General features: G+C 63.3%; 13 protein-coding genes. 6 read left to right on the top strand and 7 right to left on the bottom strand.

What is annotated here, in order from left to right; genetic code table 11:
• Positions 1-13: 13 nt before the first annotated feature.
• Entirely contained in the window at positions 14-952 is a 939-nt protein-coding gene (locus VHX65_14005) for a DUF502 domain-containing protein (GenBank protein HEX3999662.1), read from the top strand.
• A 691-nt stretch (positions 953-1,643) separates the two neighbouring features.
• Here the strand turns inward: VHX65_14005 and VHX65_14010 are convergent.
• Entirely contained in the window at positions 1,644-3,644 is a 2,001-nt protein-coding gene (locus VHX65_14010) for a YjhG/YagF family D-xylonate dehydratase (GenBank protein HEX3999663.1), read from the bottom strand.
• Positions 3,645-3,857: 213 nt separating this feature from the next.
• A complete protein-coding gene (locus tag VHX65_14015) occupies positions 3,858-4,139 on the bottom strand; it encodes an acyl carrier protein (GenBank protein HEX3999664.1) in 282 nt (93 codons plus the stop codon).
• A 311-nt stretch (positions 4,140-4,450) separates the two neighbouring features.
• Between VHX65_14015 and VHX65_14020 the strand changes: the two genes are divergently transcribed.
• Positions 4,451-5,557, top strand: coding sequence for an isocitrate/isopropylmalate dehydrogenase family protein (locus VHX65_14020; protein HEX3999665.1), 1,107 nt, complete (start codon positions 4,451-4,453; stop codon positions 5,555-5,557).
• Positions 5,558-5,865: 308 nt separating this feature from the next.
• Positions 5,866-6,960 carry a tetraacyldisaccharide 4'-kinase gene (gene lpxK, locus VHX65_14025; GenBank protein HEX3999666.1) on the top strand — a complete coding sequence of 365 codons (1,095 nt, stop codon included), beginning with the start codon at positions 5,866-5,868 and terminating at the stop codon, positions 6,958-6,960.
• A 3-nt stretch (positions 6,961-6,963) separates the two neighbouring features.
• On the opposite strand, the gene VHX65_14030 is transcribed toward lpxK, so the two are convergent.
• The 5 genes from VHX65_14030 to VHX65_14050 form a co-directional block, all read right to left on the bottom strand.
• Positions 6,964-8,295, bottom strand: coding sequence for an aminopeptidase P N-terminal domain-containing protein (locus VHX65_14030; GenBank protein ID HEX3999667.1), 1,332 nt, complete (start codon positions 8,293-8,295; stop codon positions 6,964-6,966).
• 20 nt (positions 8,296-8,315) lie between these two features.
• Positions 8,316-9,272, bottom strand: a complete 957-nt coding sequence (locus VHX65_14035; protein HEX3999668.1) for a dihydrodipicolinate synthase family protein — start codon at positions 9,270-9,272, stop codon at positions 8,316-8,318.
• Between the two features lie 409 nt (positions 9,273-9,681).
• Positions 9,682-10,953: an efflux RND transporter periplasmic adaptor subunit gene (locus VHX65_14040; protein ID HEX3999669.1), complete on the bottom strand. Its 1,272-nt coding sequence runs from the start codon at positions 10,951-10,953 to the stop codon at positions 9,682-9,684.
• A 355-nt stretch (positions 10,954-11,308) separates the two neighbouring features.
• Positions 11,309-12,778 carry a hypothetical protein gene (locus VHX65_14045; GenBank protein ID HEX3999670.1) on the bottom strand — a complete coding sequence of 490 codons (1,470 nt, stop codon included), beginning with the start codon at positions 12,776-12,778 and terminating at the stop codon, positions 11,309-11,311.
• Positions 12,779-12,876: 98 nt separating this feature from the next.
• Positions 12,877-13,056 (bottom strand): hypothetical protein, encoded by a 180-nt coding sequence (locus tag VHX65_14050; GenBank protein ID HEX3999671.1) that lies wholly within the window; start codon positions 13,054-13,056, stop codon positions 12,877-12,879.
• Between VHX65_14050 and VHX65_14055 the strand changes: the two genes are divergently transcribed.
• The 3 genes from VHX65_14055 (at position 13,055) to VHX65_14065 (ending at position 17,229) form a co-directional block, all read left to right on the top strand.
• The gene (locus VHX65_14055) at positions 13,055-14,503 is read left to right on the top strand and encodes a hypothetical protein (protein HEX3999672.1); all 1,449 of its coding nucleotides are present in this window, start codon (positions 13,055-13,057) and stop codon (positions 14,501-14,503) included. The genes VHX65_14050 and VHX65_14055 overlap by 2 nt on opposite strands.
• A gap of 57 nt (positions 14,504-14,560) precedes the next feature.
• Positions 14,561-15,316, top strand: a complete 756-nt coding sequence (locus VHX65_14060) for a glycerophosphodiester phosphodiesterase family protein (GenBank protein ID HEX3999673.1) — start codon at positions 14,561-14,563, stop codon at positions 15,314-15,316.
• Between the two features lie 215 nt (positions 15,317-15,531).
• Positions 15,532-17,229, top strand: a complete 1,698-nt coding sequence (locus VHX65_14065) for a glycerol-3-phosphate dehydrogenase/oxidase (GenBank protein HEX3999674.1) — start codon at positions 15,532-15,534, stop codon at positions 17,227-17,229.
• Positions 17,230-17,330: the final 101 nt, after the last annotated feature.

Consider the following 17,330-nt stretch of genomic DNA (forward strand, 5'->3'; position numbering starts at 1 on the left):
CGCCCCCGTTTCGATGCTTCCCGATCAGCCCGCAACATCGCCGATCGTCGTGCCGCGGCGGCATCGGCCGCTGCGCGGCGCGTTGATTCGCGGCTTGGGCGTGTTGCTGCCTCCGCTGTTGACGATCGTGATCCTGGTTTGGATCTGGCAGACTGTGAAGTCGTATGTGTTGCAGCCGGTTACGGCCGAAATCTCCTCCATGATCACCTGGTCGGTGCAAGACATTCGCACCGAATTGCCCGGCGCCAAGCCGACGGATCAGGAAGGCGTCTATCTGTGGCATGGCGTGCGCTATCGCGAACTGGAAGATCGCGAATTCGTGCCGCTGGATGTGTACGCCGTTGCGCTGCGCGGATTGGGGTCGAATCCGCCGCCGACGACCGGCTGGGGCGTATACCGCCGTTATGTCGAAACCGAGTACATGCGGCCGATCGTGGTCGTGCCGGTTTTCTTGGTCGTGTTCGTGGCGCTGATGTATGTGCTGGGCAGCCTTGTCGCCGCGGAAGTGGGGCAGGCGGTGTGGCATTATTTCGAGCATGCGATAACGCACCTGCCGGTGGTTCGCGGCGTCTACGGGGCGGCCAAACAACTCACCGACTATCTGCTCACCGAGAAGCCGCTGGAATTCAGCCGCGTCGTGGCATTCGAGCATCCGGCGCGCGGGCAGTGGCAAATCGGCTTCGTCGCCAGCGAAGGCTTTGCCGAGATTCGCCAATTGGCAGGCGAACCGGTTTTCGCCGTGTTGGTGCACGTGAATCCGATTCCGGTGAGCGGCTATATCCGGCTCGTGCCCAAGAGCCAGATGATGGACCTCGATATGACCGTCGACCAGGCGATCCACTACATCGTCAGTTTCGGCGTGGTCCTGCCGCCGCAGCAGATTCCGCAACTCACGTCAAACGTTCCGGCACTTCCCTCCGCCGCCGACAGCGTTCCGAGCCCGCAGCGCTAGCAAGGAAAATTCGCTTTGTCTCCTAACGTCAACCAGGAGTGTGGGCGCAGCGAATACTAGCCCGAAGCGTAAGCGAGGACGGGTCCCAGCGGCTCCCTCGCTAACGCTTCGGGCTTGTGTGTTTCCTCGCTAACGCTTCGGGCTTGCGTGCTTCCTCGCTAACGCTTCGGGCTTGCGTGCTTCCTCGCTAACGCTTCGGGCTTGTGTGTTTCCTCGCTAACGCTTCGGACTTGTGTGCTTCCTCGCTAACGCTTCGGGCTTGTGTGCGGCTCGGCGGGTCGGAGACAACGCCTAGCGATTGCGCCTTCGTCGCATTCGCCGCGGAGGCTTGCTCGCCTTGCCTTGGTCTTTTGCTTTCCCATGCTCGGTGGGAGCGGTGATCGCGAGCAGCACGGTGAAATTCGCCGCGAAAAAATCCGCCGGTGGCGGCGAGCGCATTGGTCGCGATTGCCTTCGCATAGGGCAATCGTGGATTTCGCGGGTGCCAACGGCTTGTCACTCCTGCGTCGCCGGCGTGCTCAGATGCGAAAAAAACGCACTGCCCTGCCGAAAGAGCCGGCTCCACTGTTCTGCTGCATGCCGTCTGCGTGTGCCACTGGCTCTGCCAGTGCGGGAATTACCGGCGTTTCAAACACTGGGTGAGCCAGCGGCACACGAAGATATACTCGTGCCGAAATACTTCAACAGGCCGTTAGCCCTCCCCCATCTCCGGCGGTGAAAGATGCACACGGCCGGCTTCCAAGAGCCGCACGATGCGATCGACATCGTAAACGCAGCCGTTCCAGGCACCACCGCTGGCGGCTTGCAACGCGGCCCAAAGGCGTGTGTCGGCCGGCAAACGGTCGTCGGGCGCCAAGTCGCCGCGCGGCGATCGAGCGGCAAGCACGCGCTCCGCTTCGGCCGCGTCGAACTGCCGCTCGCGATCCCCCCCCAGATCGACGCTGCCCGTCAGCCGGCGGCAATCGACGAGGATGCGAATCCGGTCGCCATCTTGCACTTTCCCGATCGGGCCGCCGGCCAATGCCTCGGGGCCGACATGCCCAATGCAAGCCCCCGTGCTAACGCCGGAAAACCGCGCGTCGGTAACAACGGCAACGTCGCGTCCCCAATCCAAATGCTTTAGGGCCGAGGTGATCTGATAGGTTTCTTCCATCCCGGAGCCGAGCGGTCCGCGACCGGCCAACACAATCACGTCGCCCGGACGAATCGCTTCGCCGCGGCGGCCTTTGATCGCGTCGATGGCATCGCGCTCGCGGGTGAAAACCCGCGCCGATCCGAGCATGCGAAAAATGCCATCGGGGCCGACCGATCGGGCATCAATGGCCGTGCTCTTTACGACCGATCCTTGCGGGGCGAGATTGCCGCGCGGAAAGCAAACGGTCGGCGTCAGTCCGCGCTGGCGCGCAGCGGCTGGGCTCATGATGACGTCCGACGGTTCCACGCCATCGGCTTCGCGGAGCCGATCGTGGAGTTGCTTGCGCCGCGGCGATTGCTCCCAGGCTTCGATGATTGCGCGGAGCGTGTGGCCGGTAATGGTGCGCGCTTCCAAGTCCAAGATCGCGAGATCGCGAAGCTGGAGCATGATCTCCGGCACGCCGCCGGCGAGAAACACGCGGACCGTCGGATGCCCCACCGGGCCGTTGGGCAGTGCGTCGACGATTCGCGGCGTGCGCAGATTGATTTCATGCCAATCGTCGACGCTTGGAAGGCGCAGGCCCGCGGCATGGGCGATCGCGGGCAGGTGCAGCAAAAGATTCGTCGAACCGCCGCAAGCCGCGTGGACAATCATCGCATTGCGCACCGCCGTCTCGGTGAGCACATCGCCGAGCGTCCGCCGTTGCTCGTGCATTGCCAAGAGCGCCGTGGCGCTGCGGCGGGCCAGATCGAGCCAGATCGGTTGTCCGCTTGGCGCCAGGGCCGCATGAGGAATCGTCATGCCGAGGGCTTCGCCGACAACTTGCGACGTTGCCGCGGTGCCCAGGAATTGGCAGCCGCCGCCGGGTGAAGCGCAGGCGCGGCAACTCAGTTCGGCCGCTTCTTCCAGGCTGACCTCGCCATGCGCAAACCGCGCCCCGAGCGATTGCACCTTACCGGCATCTTCCCCTTGCTCCGGCGGCAGCGACACACCGCCCGGCACGAGGACCGCCGGCAAATCTTTCGTCCCGGCCAGGGCCATCATCATCGCCGGCAAGCCCTTGTCGCAGGTGGCAATGCCGAGCATGCCGCGGCGCGCCGGCAGCGAGCGGATCAATCGCCGCAGCAAAATCGCCGCATCGTTGCGATACGGAAGGCTGTCGAACATGCCGGCGGTGCCCTGCGTGCGGCCGTCGCATGGGTCGCTGCAATAGGCCGCAAAGGGAACCGCCCCGGCCTGCTTGAACGTGCGGGCCGCTTGTTGCACCAACAGGCCGACTTCCCAGTGCCCCGTGTGATAGCCGAGCGCGATTGGCGTGCCGTCTTCCGCGCGAATGCCCCCTTGGGTGCTCAAGATGAGCATCTGCGGGCCGAGCATTTCCTGCGGCGGCCAGCCCATGCCGGCGTTCTGCGACAAACCGAATAGATCGCCGCTCGGCCAATCGCGGAGCATGTCGGCATCGAGCGGCAGCGTCCCCTGTGGGCCCGGCGCGCGGGTTTGCACTCGGTAGAGCGCCGGATCATCGCTGCCGAACAAATTGCCGAACAGGTTTTTCAACGCCCTGCGTTTTTCGATTTCAAACGACCACCGATGCAAGCCTTCTTGCTACAAGCCCTCTTGCTACGGTCCTTCAAAATAGTGGCTGGCGGCGGGCAAAGCAAACCGGCGCGGCAAACCATTGCAACGGCGACGCGCGAAACCGCAAGCGAGCGGCGACGCGGGGCGGCGAAAAAGACGGAGAAGCGGGCTACGGCAATGATGGCGGCGCAGTTATGCCGCGGCGGCGGTCGATCGGCCGTCTTGCCCCGGATTGCTCAGCTTCGCTTGCACAAGATCGAGCAGCGAGCCGAAGGTAGTCATGTCGGCCAGTTCGCCGTGGCTGATTCGCACGCGGAATTGCTGTTCGACGCGCATGATCAGGCTGACGATGTCGACCGAATCGAGCCCAAGCTCCTCGACGATTCGCGTGTCGTCCGGCAGAGCGTCGATGGTCTCGCTGGTTTCTTCTTCGAAGATGGCCTTCAAAACACCGCGAATCTCTTCTCGCTGCATGGCATCTCCTTCCCTGAAGATATACACCAGCGCGGCATCAAACCGGCGCCGTCGCAAATGGGCTGCGTAGATTAGAAAAATGCCCCCGCCGCGACAACGCCAATTTGGCCGATTTTCGGATGGGGACGTAAACCGCCCGCGAGACGCCGAACAGAAAAACCGGCACGCCGGCCGCCGTTCGACCTTCGTCATTCGACCTTCGTCATTCGACCCGGCGGGGCTTCCGTTGGGGGCGCAGCGGGAATAGAATCCTTGCCTGTCAGAAACGGCGTAATTCGGCGTTCGGTTCGAGCCTCTGAGGTAACAAACGCATGGTTTACGATGTGACGTTGATTACGGGCGACGGGACCGGACCGGAGCTGGCCGAGGCGGCGCGAAAATGCGTCGACGCGACCGGCGTGAAAGTCCAATGGGACGTGCAGGAGGCCGGCGTCGATGTGATGGCCCGCACCGGCACGCCGCTGCCCGACGCCGTGATGGAAAGCGTCCGCCGCACGCACTGTGCCCTCAAAGCCCCGATCACCACGCCTGTGGGCACCGGGTTCCGCAGCATCAATGTCCACCTGCGGCAAGCGCTCGGCCTCTACGCCTGTTTGCGGCCATGCAAGCACTACGCCGGCGTGCGAACGTTTTTCGAAAGCGTGCCCATCGATCTGATCATCGTCCGGGAAAACACGGAAAGCCTTTATGCCGGAATTGAATTCGAGCGAGGCAAGCCCGAAACCCGCGAGCTGATCGACTATATCAACGGCCATTCCAAGAGCGGGAAAGTCAAAACCGCTCTCGACGAGACGGGCATCACGATCAAATCGATCAGCGTCGGCGCCACGGAGCGGATCGTTCGTTATGCGTTCGACTATGCCCGCAAGAATGGCCGCCGCCGCGTGACCTGCGTTCACAAAGCGAATATCCTCAAGTTCACCGACGGGTTGTTTCTCGACGTGTCGCGTCGAGTGGCCAAAGAATACTCCGACATCGAATTCGAAGACCGCATCGTCGACAACATGTGCATGCAATTGGTGCAAAAGCCCGAGTTGTACGACATTCTTGTGCTGCCGAATCTGTATGGCGATGTGATCAGCGATTTGGCGGCAGGCTTGGTGGGCGGCCTGGGCGTCGCCCCCGGCGCGAATATCGGGCCCGAAGGGGCCGTGTTCGAAGCGACCCACGGCAGCGCCCCGAAATACAAGGGGCAGAACAAGGTCAATCCGACGGCGCTCATCCTTTCCGGCATGCTGATGCTACGGCATTTGGGCGAAACCGACGCCGCCGATCGCTTGGAGCGGGCGGTGGCCGGGGTGATCGCCGAAGGCCGCGAAGTGACCTACGATCTGAAGCCCAATCGCGACGATCCGACGGCCGTGGGAACGCAAGAAATGGCCGCCGCCATCTGCCGCCGCCTCGAATCCGGTGCGTGAGATGGATCTGTTGGAGTTCACGCTTGGGCGCGGATTTTTCGTAATGCCAGGGATTTAGGCCTCGTTGCGAAATAGTAGCCCGAAGCGTAAGCGAGGGTGAGTACGGCCGCTCCCTCGCTTACACTCGGGCTCGTGTGGCACGACGCCTTTGGCGCTGGCTGCATCGCTGGCCGCCGACGGGGTCCCTCGCTTACTTCGGGCTAGTGTGGCACTTTGGCGGTGGCTGCCGAAGGGGTCGCTCGCTTCGGCAGCACGCTAAAGCGTGAACGCCAACTTGGATTGCGCCTCGGTTTCGGGCTAATTGCAAAATGGAGTCGAGCACGGCGAATCATCGAGCGGAGCGCCGATCGCAGCGTGGCTCGCAATTTCGAGCACTGGTCAGCGGGGAGCAGCGCGGAATTCAGGCCACGCTTCTTCGTGGGCTGATGCGGGCGGCGGAAGTGCCGTATTCGCTGGCCGTCCAATGGCGGAATCGGCAATACGATCGCGGGCGGAAGCCGGTCGAACGGGTCGGCGTGCCGGTCATCAGCGTCGGAAACCTGACGCTCGGCGGCACGGGCAAAACGCCGCTCGTGGAATGGCTCGCCCGCTGGTTTCGCGAGCGCAATGTGCGCGTGACGATCATCAGCCGCGGATATGGGGCCGAGGCCGGCTCGCGCAACGACGAAGCCCTCGAGCTCGAGCAAAAGCTGCCCGACGTGCCGCACGTGCAGAATCCGGACCGCGTGGCGGCCGCGCGGATGGCCATCGAAGAATTCGATTGCCAGTTGATCCTGCTCGACGATGCGTTCCAGCATCGGCGAATTCACCGCGATGTGAATATCGTGGTGATCGATGGGCTGGAGCCGTTTGGGTTCGGGCATGTCTTTCCCCGGGGCACGCTGCGCGAGCCGCTCAGCGGCCTGTGCCGGGCCGACGTGGTTGTGCTTTCCCGCGCCGATCTGATTGAATCGCCGGAGCGCGAGACAATTCGCCGTGCCGTGGTGCAGCAGGCTCCGCAAGCGATTTGGCTGGAAGCGTCGCATCGGCCTGAAAAATTGCTTTCGGCTTCCGGCCGCACGCAGCCGCTTTCGGCGCTATCCGGCCGGCCTGTGGCGGCTTTCTGCGGCGTCGGAAATCCGGTCGGATTCCGGCACACGCTCTCCGGCATCGGCTGCCGGTTGGCAGCGATGCGTGAATTTCCGGACCATTTTTCCTACCGGCGTGACGACATCGATTCGCTCTCGCGGTGGGGCGCCGAATTGCCCGTCGAAGCGATCGTCTGCACACACAAGGATCTGGTCAAAATCGGGCTCGATCAACTCGGCCCGCGACCACTGTGGGCGGTTGTCATCGGCCTGGCGATTTCCGCGGGCCGCGGCGAGTTGGAATCGCGGCTCGTCGCACTCCTGCCGCCGAAATAGAAATTAGATTGGGCCGGCAGCGGCGCCGGCCTGCATGTGCGATTCGACATCGTCGAGTTCCACTGGCGCGGCGGCGGTGAGATTTTCCACGCCTGATTCGGTCACGACGACCGTGTCTTCCACTCGGATATAAAGCTGCTCTTCGTGGACCCACATCTGCGGATCGAGCGCAAACACAATGCCCGGCGCCAGCGGCTCCTCCCGATAATTGCCCGCGTCGTGTACGGCCATGCCCACTCCGTGCGACAGATGGCCGGTGAATTGGAGCGTGTTGCGGGCGGCTTGCTCGTAGCTCGGCTTCGACCAGCGGGTGTTTTCGACGACTGCGGTCATTTGCTTTGCCGCCTCGCGATGTATTTGATCCGCCAGCGCGCCAGGCCGTATCAATCGCAGCAGTGTTTTATGGTATTCGACGATGAACCCGTACAGTTCCCGCTGCAGCGGAGAATAGCGTCCGCTGACGGGCCACATCCGGCCGATATCGCTCGTGTAGTATCCCAAGTCCGGCGCATAATCCATCAGCACCAAGTCGCCGTCTTTCAGGCGGCAATTGTTGCGGAAATAGTGTGCGTTCCAGATGTTCTCGCCGCCGGCAACGATCGCCCGATAGCCGGGCCCCTGGGCGCCCTCGACGGCGAACCGATAGTCTGCGAGCGCCGCGAGTCGATATTCATACATTCCCGGCACGGTCGCACGCATCGCTTCGGCGATTGCGGCCGCCGTCAGGCTTCCGCTACGCCGCATGAGTTCCACTTCGCGCGGGCTTTTGACGGTGCGCAACCGATCGAGCACCGATGAGAGATCGCAAATTTGCGCCCCGGGCCACCTGGCGCGGAATTGGGCGATCAAGGCGAGCTCCGGCGGTGGATCGCCGCCCACGATCGGATCAGCCGCTTGCAAGGCGCGCGCGTGCCGGAGTTCGTCGCGGCACATTTGCCGGCCTTCCGCGGGGCTGTGGCACGCGAAAATCCGCCGCGGCTGGCCGATATCAGCGATCAAGCCATCGAGCGGCCGAACCGCCTCGACACCGGTCAGAGCCCGCAGGTCTTCGGCGTCGTCGCAACTCCATTGGCGGCCCTCGATGCGTTCCATCTGCGGATCGCGCCGTGGAAGATAGAGCCCACTAGTGCCGGTCGCTCCGTCGATCGACAAATAGGCATGCGGCACTTCGACCCCGCACAGATAATAAAACTCGTTTGTCTGCCGGAAACGGTCGAACGCGCCGTTGGCCGGCGCCCCCTGCACGATTGCCACACCCTCGCCGATGGCTTCGACGATCCGCTTGCGACGCGAGGCGAATTCGCCTGCGGAAAAATCCTTCTGAAATTCAAGCATGCGCGTGGCCACCGGTGTAATCAGCGCGAGGTTTGTTGCAATGCGGCGCCGGATGCCGTGCCGGGCCCGATGCAGCCGAAATCGAATAGCATTCGCTCGAGAGATTCCTTGAGCACGGCTAATTGATCTTGTTGCAATTCGCTGAGCGGTTGGCGGCTCTGGCCCAGGTGAAATCCGCGCAGCTCGACGGCCGCGCGAAATCCGCTCGGGAAATCCGCGGAACAAGACAGCATCGCGTCGAACAACTCCAGCAAGCGATATTGGAGCCGCATCGCTCGGTCGATCTCGCCGGCGCGGGTCAGATCATACATTTGCCGCATCACTTCCGGCACCACGCCCGCCGTGGCATGCGTGCCGCCGTCGGCCCCGACCAGCAGCGCCGGCACGAGCACGCCTTCCCACCCGGTCAGGAAAGCGAAATCGGGCCGCATTGGCCGAACGGCCGCGATCAAGCGCATCATGAACGACAAATCGCCCGACGAATCCTTAATGCCCACGACGCGCGGCAGCTCCGCCAACCGCCGGATCGTCGGCACGTCGATCGGGCTGGCGAACATCGGAATGTTGTAGAGCGTCACATCGATGGGGCTATGAAGCGCGATCTCGCGAAAATAGGCATACACCGACTCGGGGCCCAGCTTGTAGTAATACGGCGAAACGATCGCGACCGCGCGCGCCCCGAACTCGGCATACGCCGCGCAGGCATCAAGCGTCTCGCGGACATTCGCTTCCGCGGCGCCAGCCAACACCGGCACGCGGCCGGCAGCCTGGTGGCAAACGATTTCGACGATCCGCCGCCGCTCGAGCGGCGTGAACCGCGTGAACTCGCCGGTCGAGCCGTTGGGGTATAGCCCGTGCACGCCACGAGCGATGAGCCAATCGATGTAGCGCCGCAACTCGGCTTCGTCGATCTGCCCCGAACCATCGAGCGGCACGAGATGCGGCGTAAAGATGCCTTGGATTTTCTGCACGGCCACGCGATGCTCCACGGTCGATGCCGAATTGCCCCGATGAAAGCATCGATAATGGCACGTCTTGGCGAAACGTCAAGGCCACGTGGCGGAGACCGCGCCCGGAACTGCGATGGCGTTTGGCCCGCGTCCCTCGCTAACGCTTCGGGCTACAATCGCCGGCGCTTCGGGCTACCGGCGATTTGGTGTCGGGAATCCCGGGGCGTCCCTCGCTAACGCTTCGGGCTACAATCGCCGGCGCTTCGGGCTACAGTGCACACATCCCAAATGACACCAAGCGTTAGCGAAGGGACACTAGCCCGAAGCGTCAGCGAGGGAGGCCCACCGCATGGGCCAAATTTTTCGTGGGCCCGACGTGGCACGCCGGAGTAGCGAACCAACGTGTATGGCCGGTCACCCCTATCGCCGGTCGCCCCTATCGCCGGTCGCCGCCGGCAACAAGCGCCAATTGGCCGTTGGTGACGACGCGCGTTCCGCGTGGCAGTGCGGGGCGGAGCACTTCTACCCAATCCGTGCTCTTGGCGCCGAGCGTTACGGCAACCGGCTTGAAGTGTTCACCGTCGGCTAGCAACAGTTTCGTCACTCCGTCGGAAGTCAGCGGCGCGTCGGAGGGCACCGTCGCGGCGTCGCGATCGACATGGGTCAGAATCGTCGCCGTCGCGATGCCTCCGACTTTCAGCATTCCATCGGCATTGGGCACTTGCACCTCGACCTCGCAGGTCCGAGTGGCCGGATCGACCGTGGGACCGATCCGCATCACCGCACCGGCGAAGGCGCGAGGCGCACCGGCGACCGATACTTGCACGCTTTGCCCGCTACGAATTTCGCTCGATCGGCTGTCGGGGACCGCCACGCGCAGCTCGAGCGTGCTATCGATCACGAGCCGATAAATCTCCGCGCCCGGATGCACGTAGCTGCCTTCGATAACGCTCCGCTTCGAAACGGCATAGACGGCATCGCGAGCGTCTGGCACGGCATCCGCGGCGGCAGGCGCCTTCACGATCGTGTCGGCCAATCGTTGCTCGGCGATGGCCAGCATTTCCTGCTTCTCTTGGATGGTCGCCAATTCCGCTTTGGCCAGCGAGACTTGATTTTCGTATTCCGCTTCGGCCATGCGATATTCGACCTGCTTGTCGAGCAGTTCTTCTTCCGTGACCGCTTTATGGACGAACAGCAATTGCGACCGCTCGAAGTGCGATTTGCAATTGTCGGATTTCACTTTGGCTTCGACGACCATCGGCAATTGCTTGAGATCGAAGCTGGCCAGCGGGGGCGCTTGCAAGCCCAGCTTGGCCAGTTCCACGAGCAAGGCTTTGTCCGCCTGCCGGACGGCCAATTCGTAGTCGATCGGATCGACCTCGAGCAGTTCTTCGCCCGGCCGCACGTGGTCGGCGACATCGTGCCGCAGCCGCACGACGCGGCCTTCCGCCGTCGCACATATCGAAACTTCTTCGCAGCCGTACAGAGTGCCGGCGGCTTCGATCGTGCGTTTGACCGGCCGATAGGTCACCGGCGCGACGACCAACCGCTGCGGCGACACTTCGTGCGATTCGACGCAGGGGCCCATTGCGAGCGACGGCCAGATGCCGCAGCCCGGTCGTTGCCTGGCGACGAGCCAACCGGCCGCGAACAAGACGGCGACAGACGCACTCCATCGCAGTATTCGACGGAATCGGAATCCGGGCATGATTGCTCCTCCAGTTGAACGTCAGATCGGGAGATCCGCTCCTCGCGCACCGTTGCGGAAGATGGCAATGGCGGGATGAATTGCCATCGAGCTAACTCACGGCTGCTTCATGAAGGTTCGCTAAATAACACGTCGAGGCGAGGGTCTCAAGACCAATCGCCCCGGCGCGATAGCTGCTGTCGCGCGGTCGCCCCGCACCCGCTTCGGTTTTCAGCGCAGCGCCACCGGCGGCGCGAACAGGGCCGCTATCGCTGCCTGCGGTCGCGAAGACATCGCCTGATATTTCAGGGCGTAATCCCGCCGCGGGCAATATTTGCCGAAGTGGCCGCGAGGGGCGCGAGGCCAATCGCCGAAGCTACTCGGCTGCGCCGCTTACGTCGGCCGGCACGAGCCGCCGGGCGATGATGGCGAGCTTTTTTTCGCCCTGGCTGTAGACGAGCAGCGTTGCATGATCGTTGCATTCGCTGCGCAGATCGGCGGCGAGGCGGTGCGGATCGATGTCGACGGCGCGTTTCTTAACGTCGACACGGCCGATGCCGCGCTCGCGCAACCATTGTCGAAGTGCTTTCACTCGCAGGGGCACTACATCGAGCACTTCGAAACTCGCCAACGCCGCATCGCGGAGCACTGAATTGCGGAGCATTTCGCCCGATGGCTCGCCCGTAAGATACGCGCCGCGTGCCGCGACGGCTTCGAGCCCGTATTCCCGCGCCAGCGCGCCCGCTAAGCCGGCCGCAAGGATCGCGGCGTCGGGCTCGAACACATAGCGGCCAATCCGATTTGCGACGCCCGTGACGAGATCCGCCTCGCCGGTGAATGTGCGGCGTTGGCGCCCGGCCGACAACACCGTCGCCCGCCGCGTGCCCAGCTGTGTGGCAAGTCCGCCGAACCATGCGACCAACTGCCGGCATTCGCGGCGCGTGGTGATCCATTCCAATTCCGCGCGCGAGGCCCAGCCGCCGGGCAGCACGGCCGCAGGCGCGAGTTTCACCGCGGCGTTCGGACACATCGACAACAACTGCTCGATCGACGCCGGGGGCGGATCGTGGAGCACGGCTCGCGTCGTTCGGCGTCCCTCGGGCCGGCGGTCCGGATCGATATGCCACGCATTGCACTCGGCAACTGAAAACACCGCCACATCGCCGACCTGCACTCGCGCGCATTTTTCCACCGCTCGTCCAGCGTGTGACTCTCGTGTGCCACGGGCTCCGCCAGTGTTGCCTCCTGCATGGCCCGGAATCAACAAACCGCAAGCCGCAAGATTCGCCTCCGCCAACAGTGCCGCCACGGGATCGCGATCCACACCGATCGTCGGCCCGCAGTTGCCAATCGCAATCAAGTCGCCGCCAATTCCGCAACAGAGGTCCGCGAACAACGGGGTGGCCAACGCCCTTCCCCCCTCTCCCCGGTGCGGGAGAGGGGCCGGGACCATCCTTCTCCCCTCTCCCCTGTGCGGGAGAGGGGCCGGGGGTGAGGGGGAATCATCCACCCCATTCTCCATTGGTTCATCGACCGCCCCGCTACTGCCTCGCGCAATCCGCGCAAATCGCTCCGCCTTGTAGGCGGCGAGCACTTCGTCGGTCGCCTGTTCCAGCCCAAGGGGCGTGAAAAACATTCGCTCGGCGGCCACGAATTTGTCCCGGCCCCGCCGCCGCAGCGCTGATTGCTCGAGCACCAGATGGGCTCGCTCGGCAGACAGTTCGCGGCGCAAGCGGCTCACCATTGCGACGCTCGGCTGGGGTTCCTGGGCGGCCAATTCAAGCCACGGGGCCGCCTCGGCGCTCACGAGCCAGCGGAAATCGCTCAAATTACCGGCCGTTTGCATGGCAACCGTGTGGCAGAAATGCTGGTTATGACGGCGCGGCGGTGGAAACAAGCTCTCGGCAAATTTGACACATTTTTGCCCCCCGTTTATCATTGAACCTAAGGTCCTTTGCCCCACTTATCTTGCGCTTTGCCGGTTTGCTGCTTCGGGCCGGTCGCGGCAATCGCCAGTTTACCACGTCCCGCACCAGTCTCGGCCGACGGGAACCTTTCGCTCGGAACCATCGGCATCCGCCGCTTGCGAACAGAACAGAGAAGAGAATAGGAGAAGATCGCCATGGCAGCCAGGGAAAATCAGGGTCTCCAGATCGCGTTGATCGTGTTCGTCGCGCTCACGATCGGCATGGTTGTCAGCACCTATCTCTTCTTCAGCCGCTGGCAGGAGCAAGTCGAGAAAAACAAGGCGTCGGTTGCCGCCACTACCGCCGCAATCACGGATAAGGACAAAGCCGTCAAGGAACGGGGCGATTTGATGACGCTTATCGGCGCCGATCCGGCAACGGCAGTTCCGGATGAGATCTCGGCGGAAAAGGCGAAGATCGCGTCGTATGCCTCGCTGGGTTTTGCCAATTTGCCCGCCGATCAGCAGACGTTCGATAAGGTGGTGACAGGGCTGGTCGCGACGATCAAGACGGCGAACGACACCGTCGAATCCACGAAAAAAACGATGGCGCAGCAGAAAACCGAATCCGCTGCAGCCCTCGCCAAGGCGAAATCCGATGCCGATGAAATCTCAACCGCCCGCGACGAAGCCGTCAAAGCGCTCGGCGAAGAGCGGACGAAATACAACGACGCCGTGGCGGCACTCAACAAGGAAAAAGATCAGCTGGCGGCCGATAAGAATGTGCTCGCCAAGAAGGCCGACGAACTGAAGGCCGGCTACGAGAAAAAAATCGCGGCGCTCGGCGCACAGATCGCGCAATTGACGAAAGACAACGTCAATTTGAAGCTCGCCCTGGATCGCTACAATCGCCCGAACCCGGTGGTCTCCGGCGGCCGGATCGTGTATGTCAATCAGCGCGACAACATGGTCTTCCTCAACCTCGGTTCTGAGGATGTGCTGCAACGCAAAACAACGTTCAACGTCTATCCGGAAGGCACCGCGAATGTGACGAACGTCGTGCCCAAGGGGCGCGTCGAGGTGACCAATATCACCGGCCCGCACACCTCCGAAGCCCGAATCATCGAAAACGCGATCAACGATCCGCTTCTGCCCGGCGACCTGGTGCACACGATCGAATGGGCGCCGGGGCAGCATCCGCATTATGCGATCGGCGGCGTGATCGATCTGAACGGCAGCGGCACCGATCAGACCCAAAAGCTGCGCGAAATGATCGAGTCGACCGGCGGCATCGTGGATGCCTATGTTGAAGACTACAAAGACAGCGACGGCAAGCTCTCGGCCCGCGTGAAGGGCGCCGTCAACATCAACACGCGTTATCTGATCCTCGGCGATCCGAAAGTCGAAACGACGGAAGGGGCCGCCCGGCTGCAGCCCGACAACACCTTGATGACCGAAGCGGATCGGTTGCATGTCGAAAAGATCGGCTTGAACAAATTTCTGACGATGATGGGCTATGTGCCGCCGGCCGGCGTTGGCCCGGGCGCCGCAGGCGTAACGCCGCGCGGCACGATCAAGGGAGCCCAGAACAACGCCTTCCAAGATTCGTTCCGCCCGCGTCAACCGGGCGCCGCCGCAGCAGCAGGCGCCGGAGCGACCCCGTAACGGTCGGTGCCCGACAACCGGAGCCGACCACTGAGCCCGCACCAAGGGGCCGTGCCAATGTGCGACGGGTTGGAAATCATCGCCCATCGCGGGGCATCGTGCGATGCTCCGGAAAATTCGCGCAGCGCCGTGGAGCTGGCTTGGCGGCACGGGGCCGACGCCGTTGAAGCCGATTTCCGTCTGACGCGCGACGGCCGGATCGTCGCATCGCACGACGATTCGCTCCAGCGCATCGCCGGAGTGGATTGGCATATCTCCGACCATTCGCTCGACGAACTGCGCCATCTCGATATCGGCGGTTGGAAGGCGCCTCGATGGTCGGGCGAGCGAATTGCCACGCTCGAAGAATTGCTGTCGATACCGCATCCGCCCGCCGCACGGTTTTACGTCGAAATCAAGAGCGGTCCCGAGATCTCGGGCGAATTGGCCCGCGTGGCGTCGGCCAGCGATTGGCCTCAAGAGCGGATCGTGCTGATTTGCTTTTCGGCCCGCGTGTTGGTGGCGGCGAGACAACTCTTGCCCGTTTCGCCGACGTATTTGGTGGTCGAGTTCTTGCAGGATCCGCACACTGGCGTTTGGTATCCCGACGCCGACGAATGTCTTGCCGAAGCGGTCCGCCACGAATTGACCGGGCTGGACCTGATGGCGGCCCGAGCGATGGATCGCGAATTGATCGGGCGGATTCGCAGTGCCGGCTTGGACTTATGCGTTTGGACCGTGGATGAAGAGCCCGAAGCGCGACGGCTGATCGCCGAGGGAGTGCGGCGGATAACCACCAACCGCCCCGCGCTATTGTGCCACATGCTGCGCTAACCCGCGATCAATTTCGCGCCAAGCCCAGGGAAGGCCCGGGCCGCGTCTGCCATCTGGAAAACGCCCTCCTGGCCTTCCCTGGGCTTCCGGTCGTTGCGGGAAACTGGAAAACGCCCTCCTGGCCTTCCCTGGGCTTCCGGTCGTTGCGGGAAACTGGAAAACGCCCTCCTGGCCTTCCCTGGGCTTCGTTGCGGGATACTGCAAAAGGACCTCCCATGCCGGCCCCCTACCCCGTGTTGATTTTGGGCGCCGGGATCAACGGCGCAGCGCTCGCGCGCGAATTGGCGCTGAATGGCCTGGGGGTCGTCATCGTCGACGAACGCGACGTGGCATCCGGCGCCACGGCCGCATCTTCACGGCTGATTCACGGCGGATTGCGGTACCTGGAGCACCGGGAATTCGCCCTGGTGCGCGAGTCGCTTGCCGAACGAACGCGGCTGTTGAGGCTGGCCCCGCAATTCGTTCGACCGCTTCGGCTCTTTATTCCACTCAGCAATCGCATCGGCGGACTCACGAGCGCAGCTCGGCGATTCATCGGGCTGAACGTCGGGGCGCGACCGACCGGCGCCGCCCGCGGATTGTGGGCGGTTCGCATCGGGCTGTCGCTCTACGACGCCTATGCACACGACCCGTCGTTGCCGCGCCGCAAATTATTCAAGGCCAACTCGGCCGGCGCCGTGGCAGTCGACCCCAAGAAATACCGCTGGATGTATGCCTACTCCGATGCGCAGGCGATTTACCCCGAACGGTTTGCGTTGGCGCTGTTGGAAGACGCGCGCCGTCTTTCCCGGCAGGCCGGCATGCCATTTCGCTTGTTCACCTATCATCGCGCGACGCTCGATGGCCAAATTGCACACGTCGCGCCGCTCGATCAAATCGGCCGATCAACCGGCGAATCTGCCTTTTCCTTCGCGCCCGCGGCGATCATCAATGCCACCGGTGCGTGGGTGGATCGCACACTGGCCGCACTCAAGATTCCTTCGCAGCGGCTGATCGGCGGCACCAAGGGAAGTCATTTCGTGACCTACGATCCAGCACTCCGCGATCGCCTTGCCGGACGCGGGATTTACGCGGAAGCCACCGATGGCCGGCCGATCTTCGTGCTCCCGATCGGCAATGGCACACTGGTGGGCACGACCGATTTGATCTACGACGACGATCCGGCCGCCGCAATCGCGTCGCCCGAGGAATTACGATACCTGTTGGACGCCGTGAGCGCTTTGTTCGCCGACCTGCGGCTCTCGGAGAAAGATCTTGAAATGCACTACTGCGGCGTTCGGCCGCTGCCGTATTGCGGGCCGGAAACGCCGGCCGCCGTAACTCGGCGGCACATTTTGCAGGCGAACCCGAATTGTGCCGTGCCGTTTTTTTCCATCATCGGCGGCAAGTTGACCACCTGCCGTTCGCTGGCCGAGGAAACGGCGGCGACGATTCTGGCCCGGCTCGGCCTGCCGCACTCGCGGAATTCTCGCGATCGACCGCTTCCCGGCGGCGAAGCTTATCCGGCCGATGCCGCGGCGGCGGCACATGAGAAAAATCGACTGGCCGAAAAATTTCGCATGCCGCACGAGGCGATCGAAGCGGTTTGGTTGCTCCTCGGCACGCGCACGGATGCGGTGTTGACCGAAGCCGGATGTGCCGACGAGGCCGCGCCGAAATTTGTCGCAGGCACGCCGATGCCGCGGGCATTCGTCCGCTGGGTGATCCAAAACGAATGGGCCACCACGCTCGACGACATTGTCGAACGACGGCTGATGCTCGTCTACCACGCGGGCTTGTCGCGGCGAACGCTTGCCGATCTCGCGCAACTTCTTTCCGAATGCGGACGCTTGCCGCGCGATCGCACGGTTGCGGAAGTGAACGCCGCCGTCGAGCGTCTGCAAACGCGCTTCGGCAAACGCGTCGCAGATTGATGGGGCGTCGGCCGCACTGCGAGGCGAATCCAGCAACACTAACCCGAAGCGTTAGCGAGGGAGCGCCGCTACGGCGGCATCGTCTCGCTGCAGGCGGCCAC

It is taken from the genome of Pirellulales bacterium, assembly GCA_036267355.1.
Lineage (GTDB): Bacteria > Planctomycetota > Planctomycetia > Pirellulales > DATAWG01 > DATAWG01.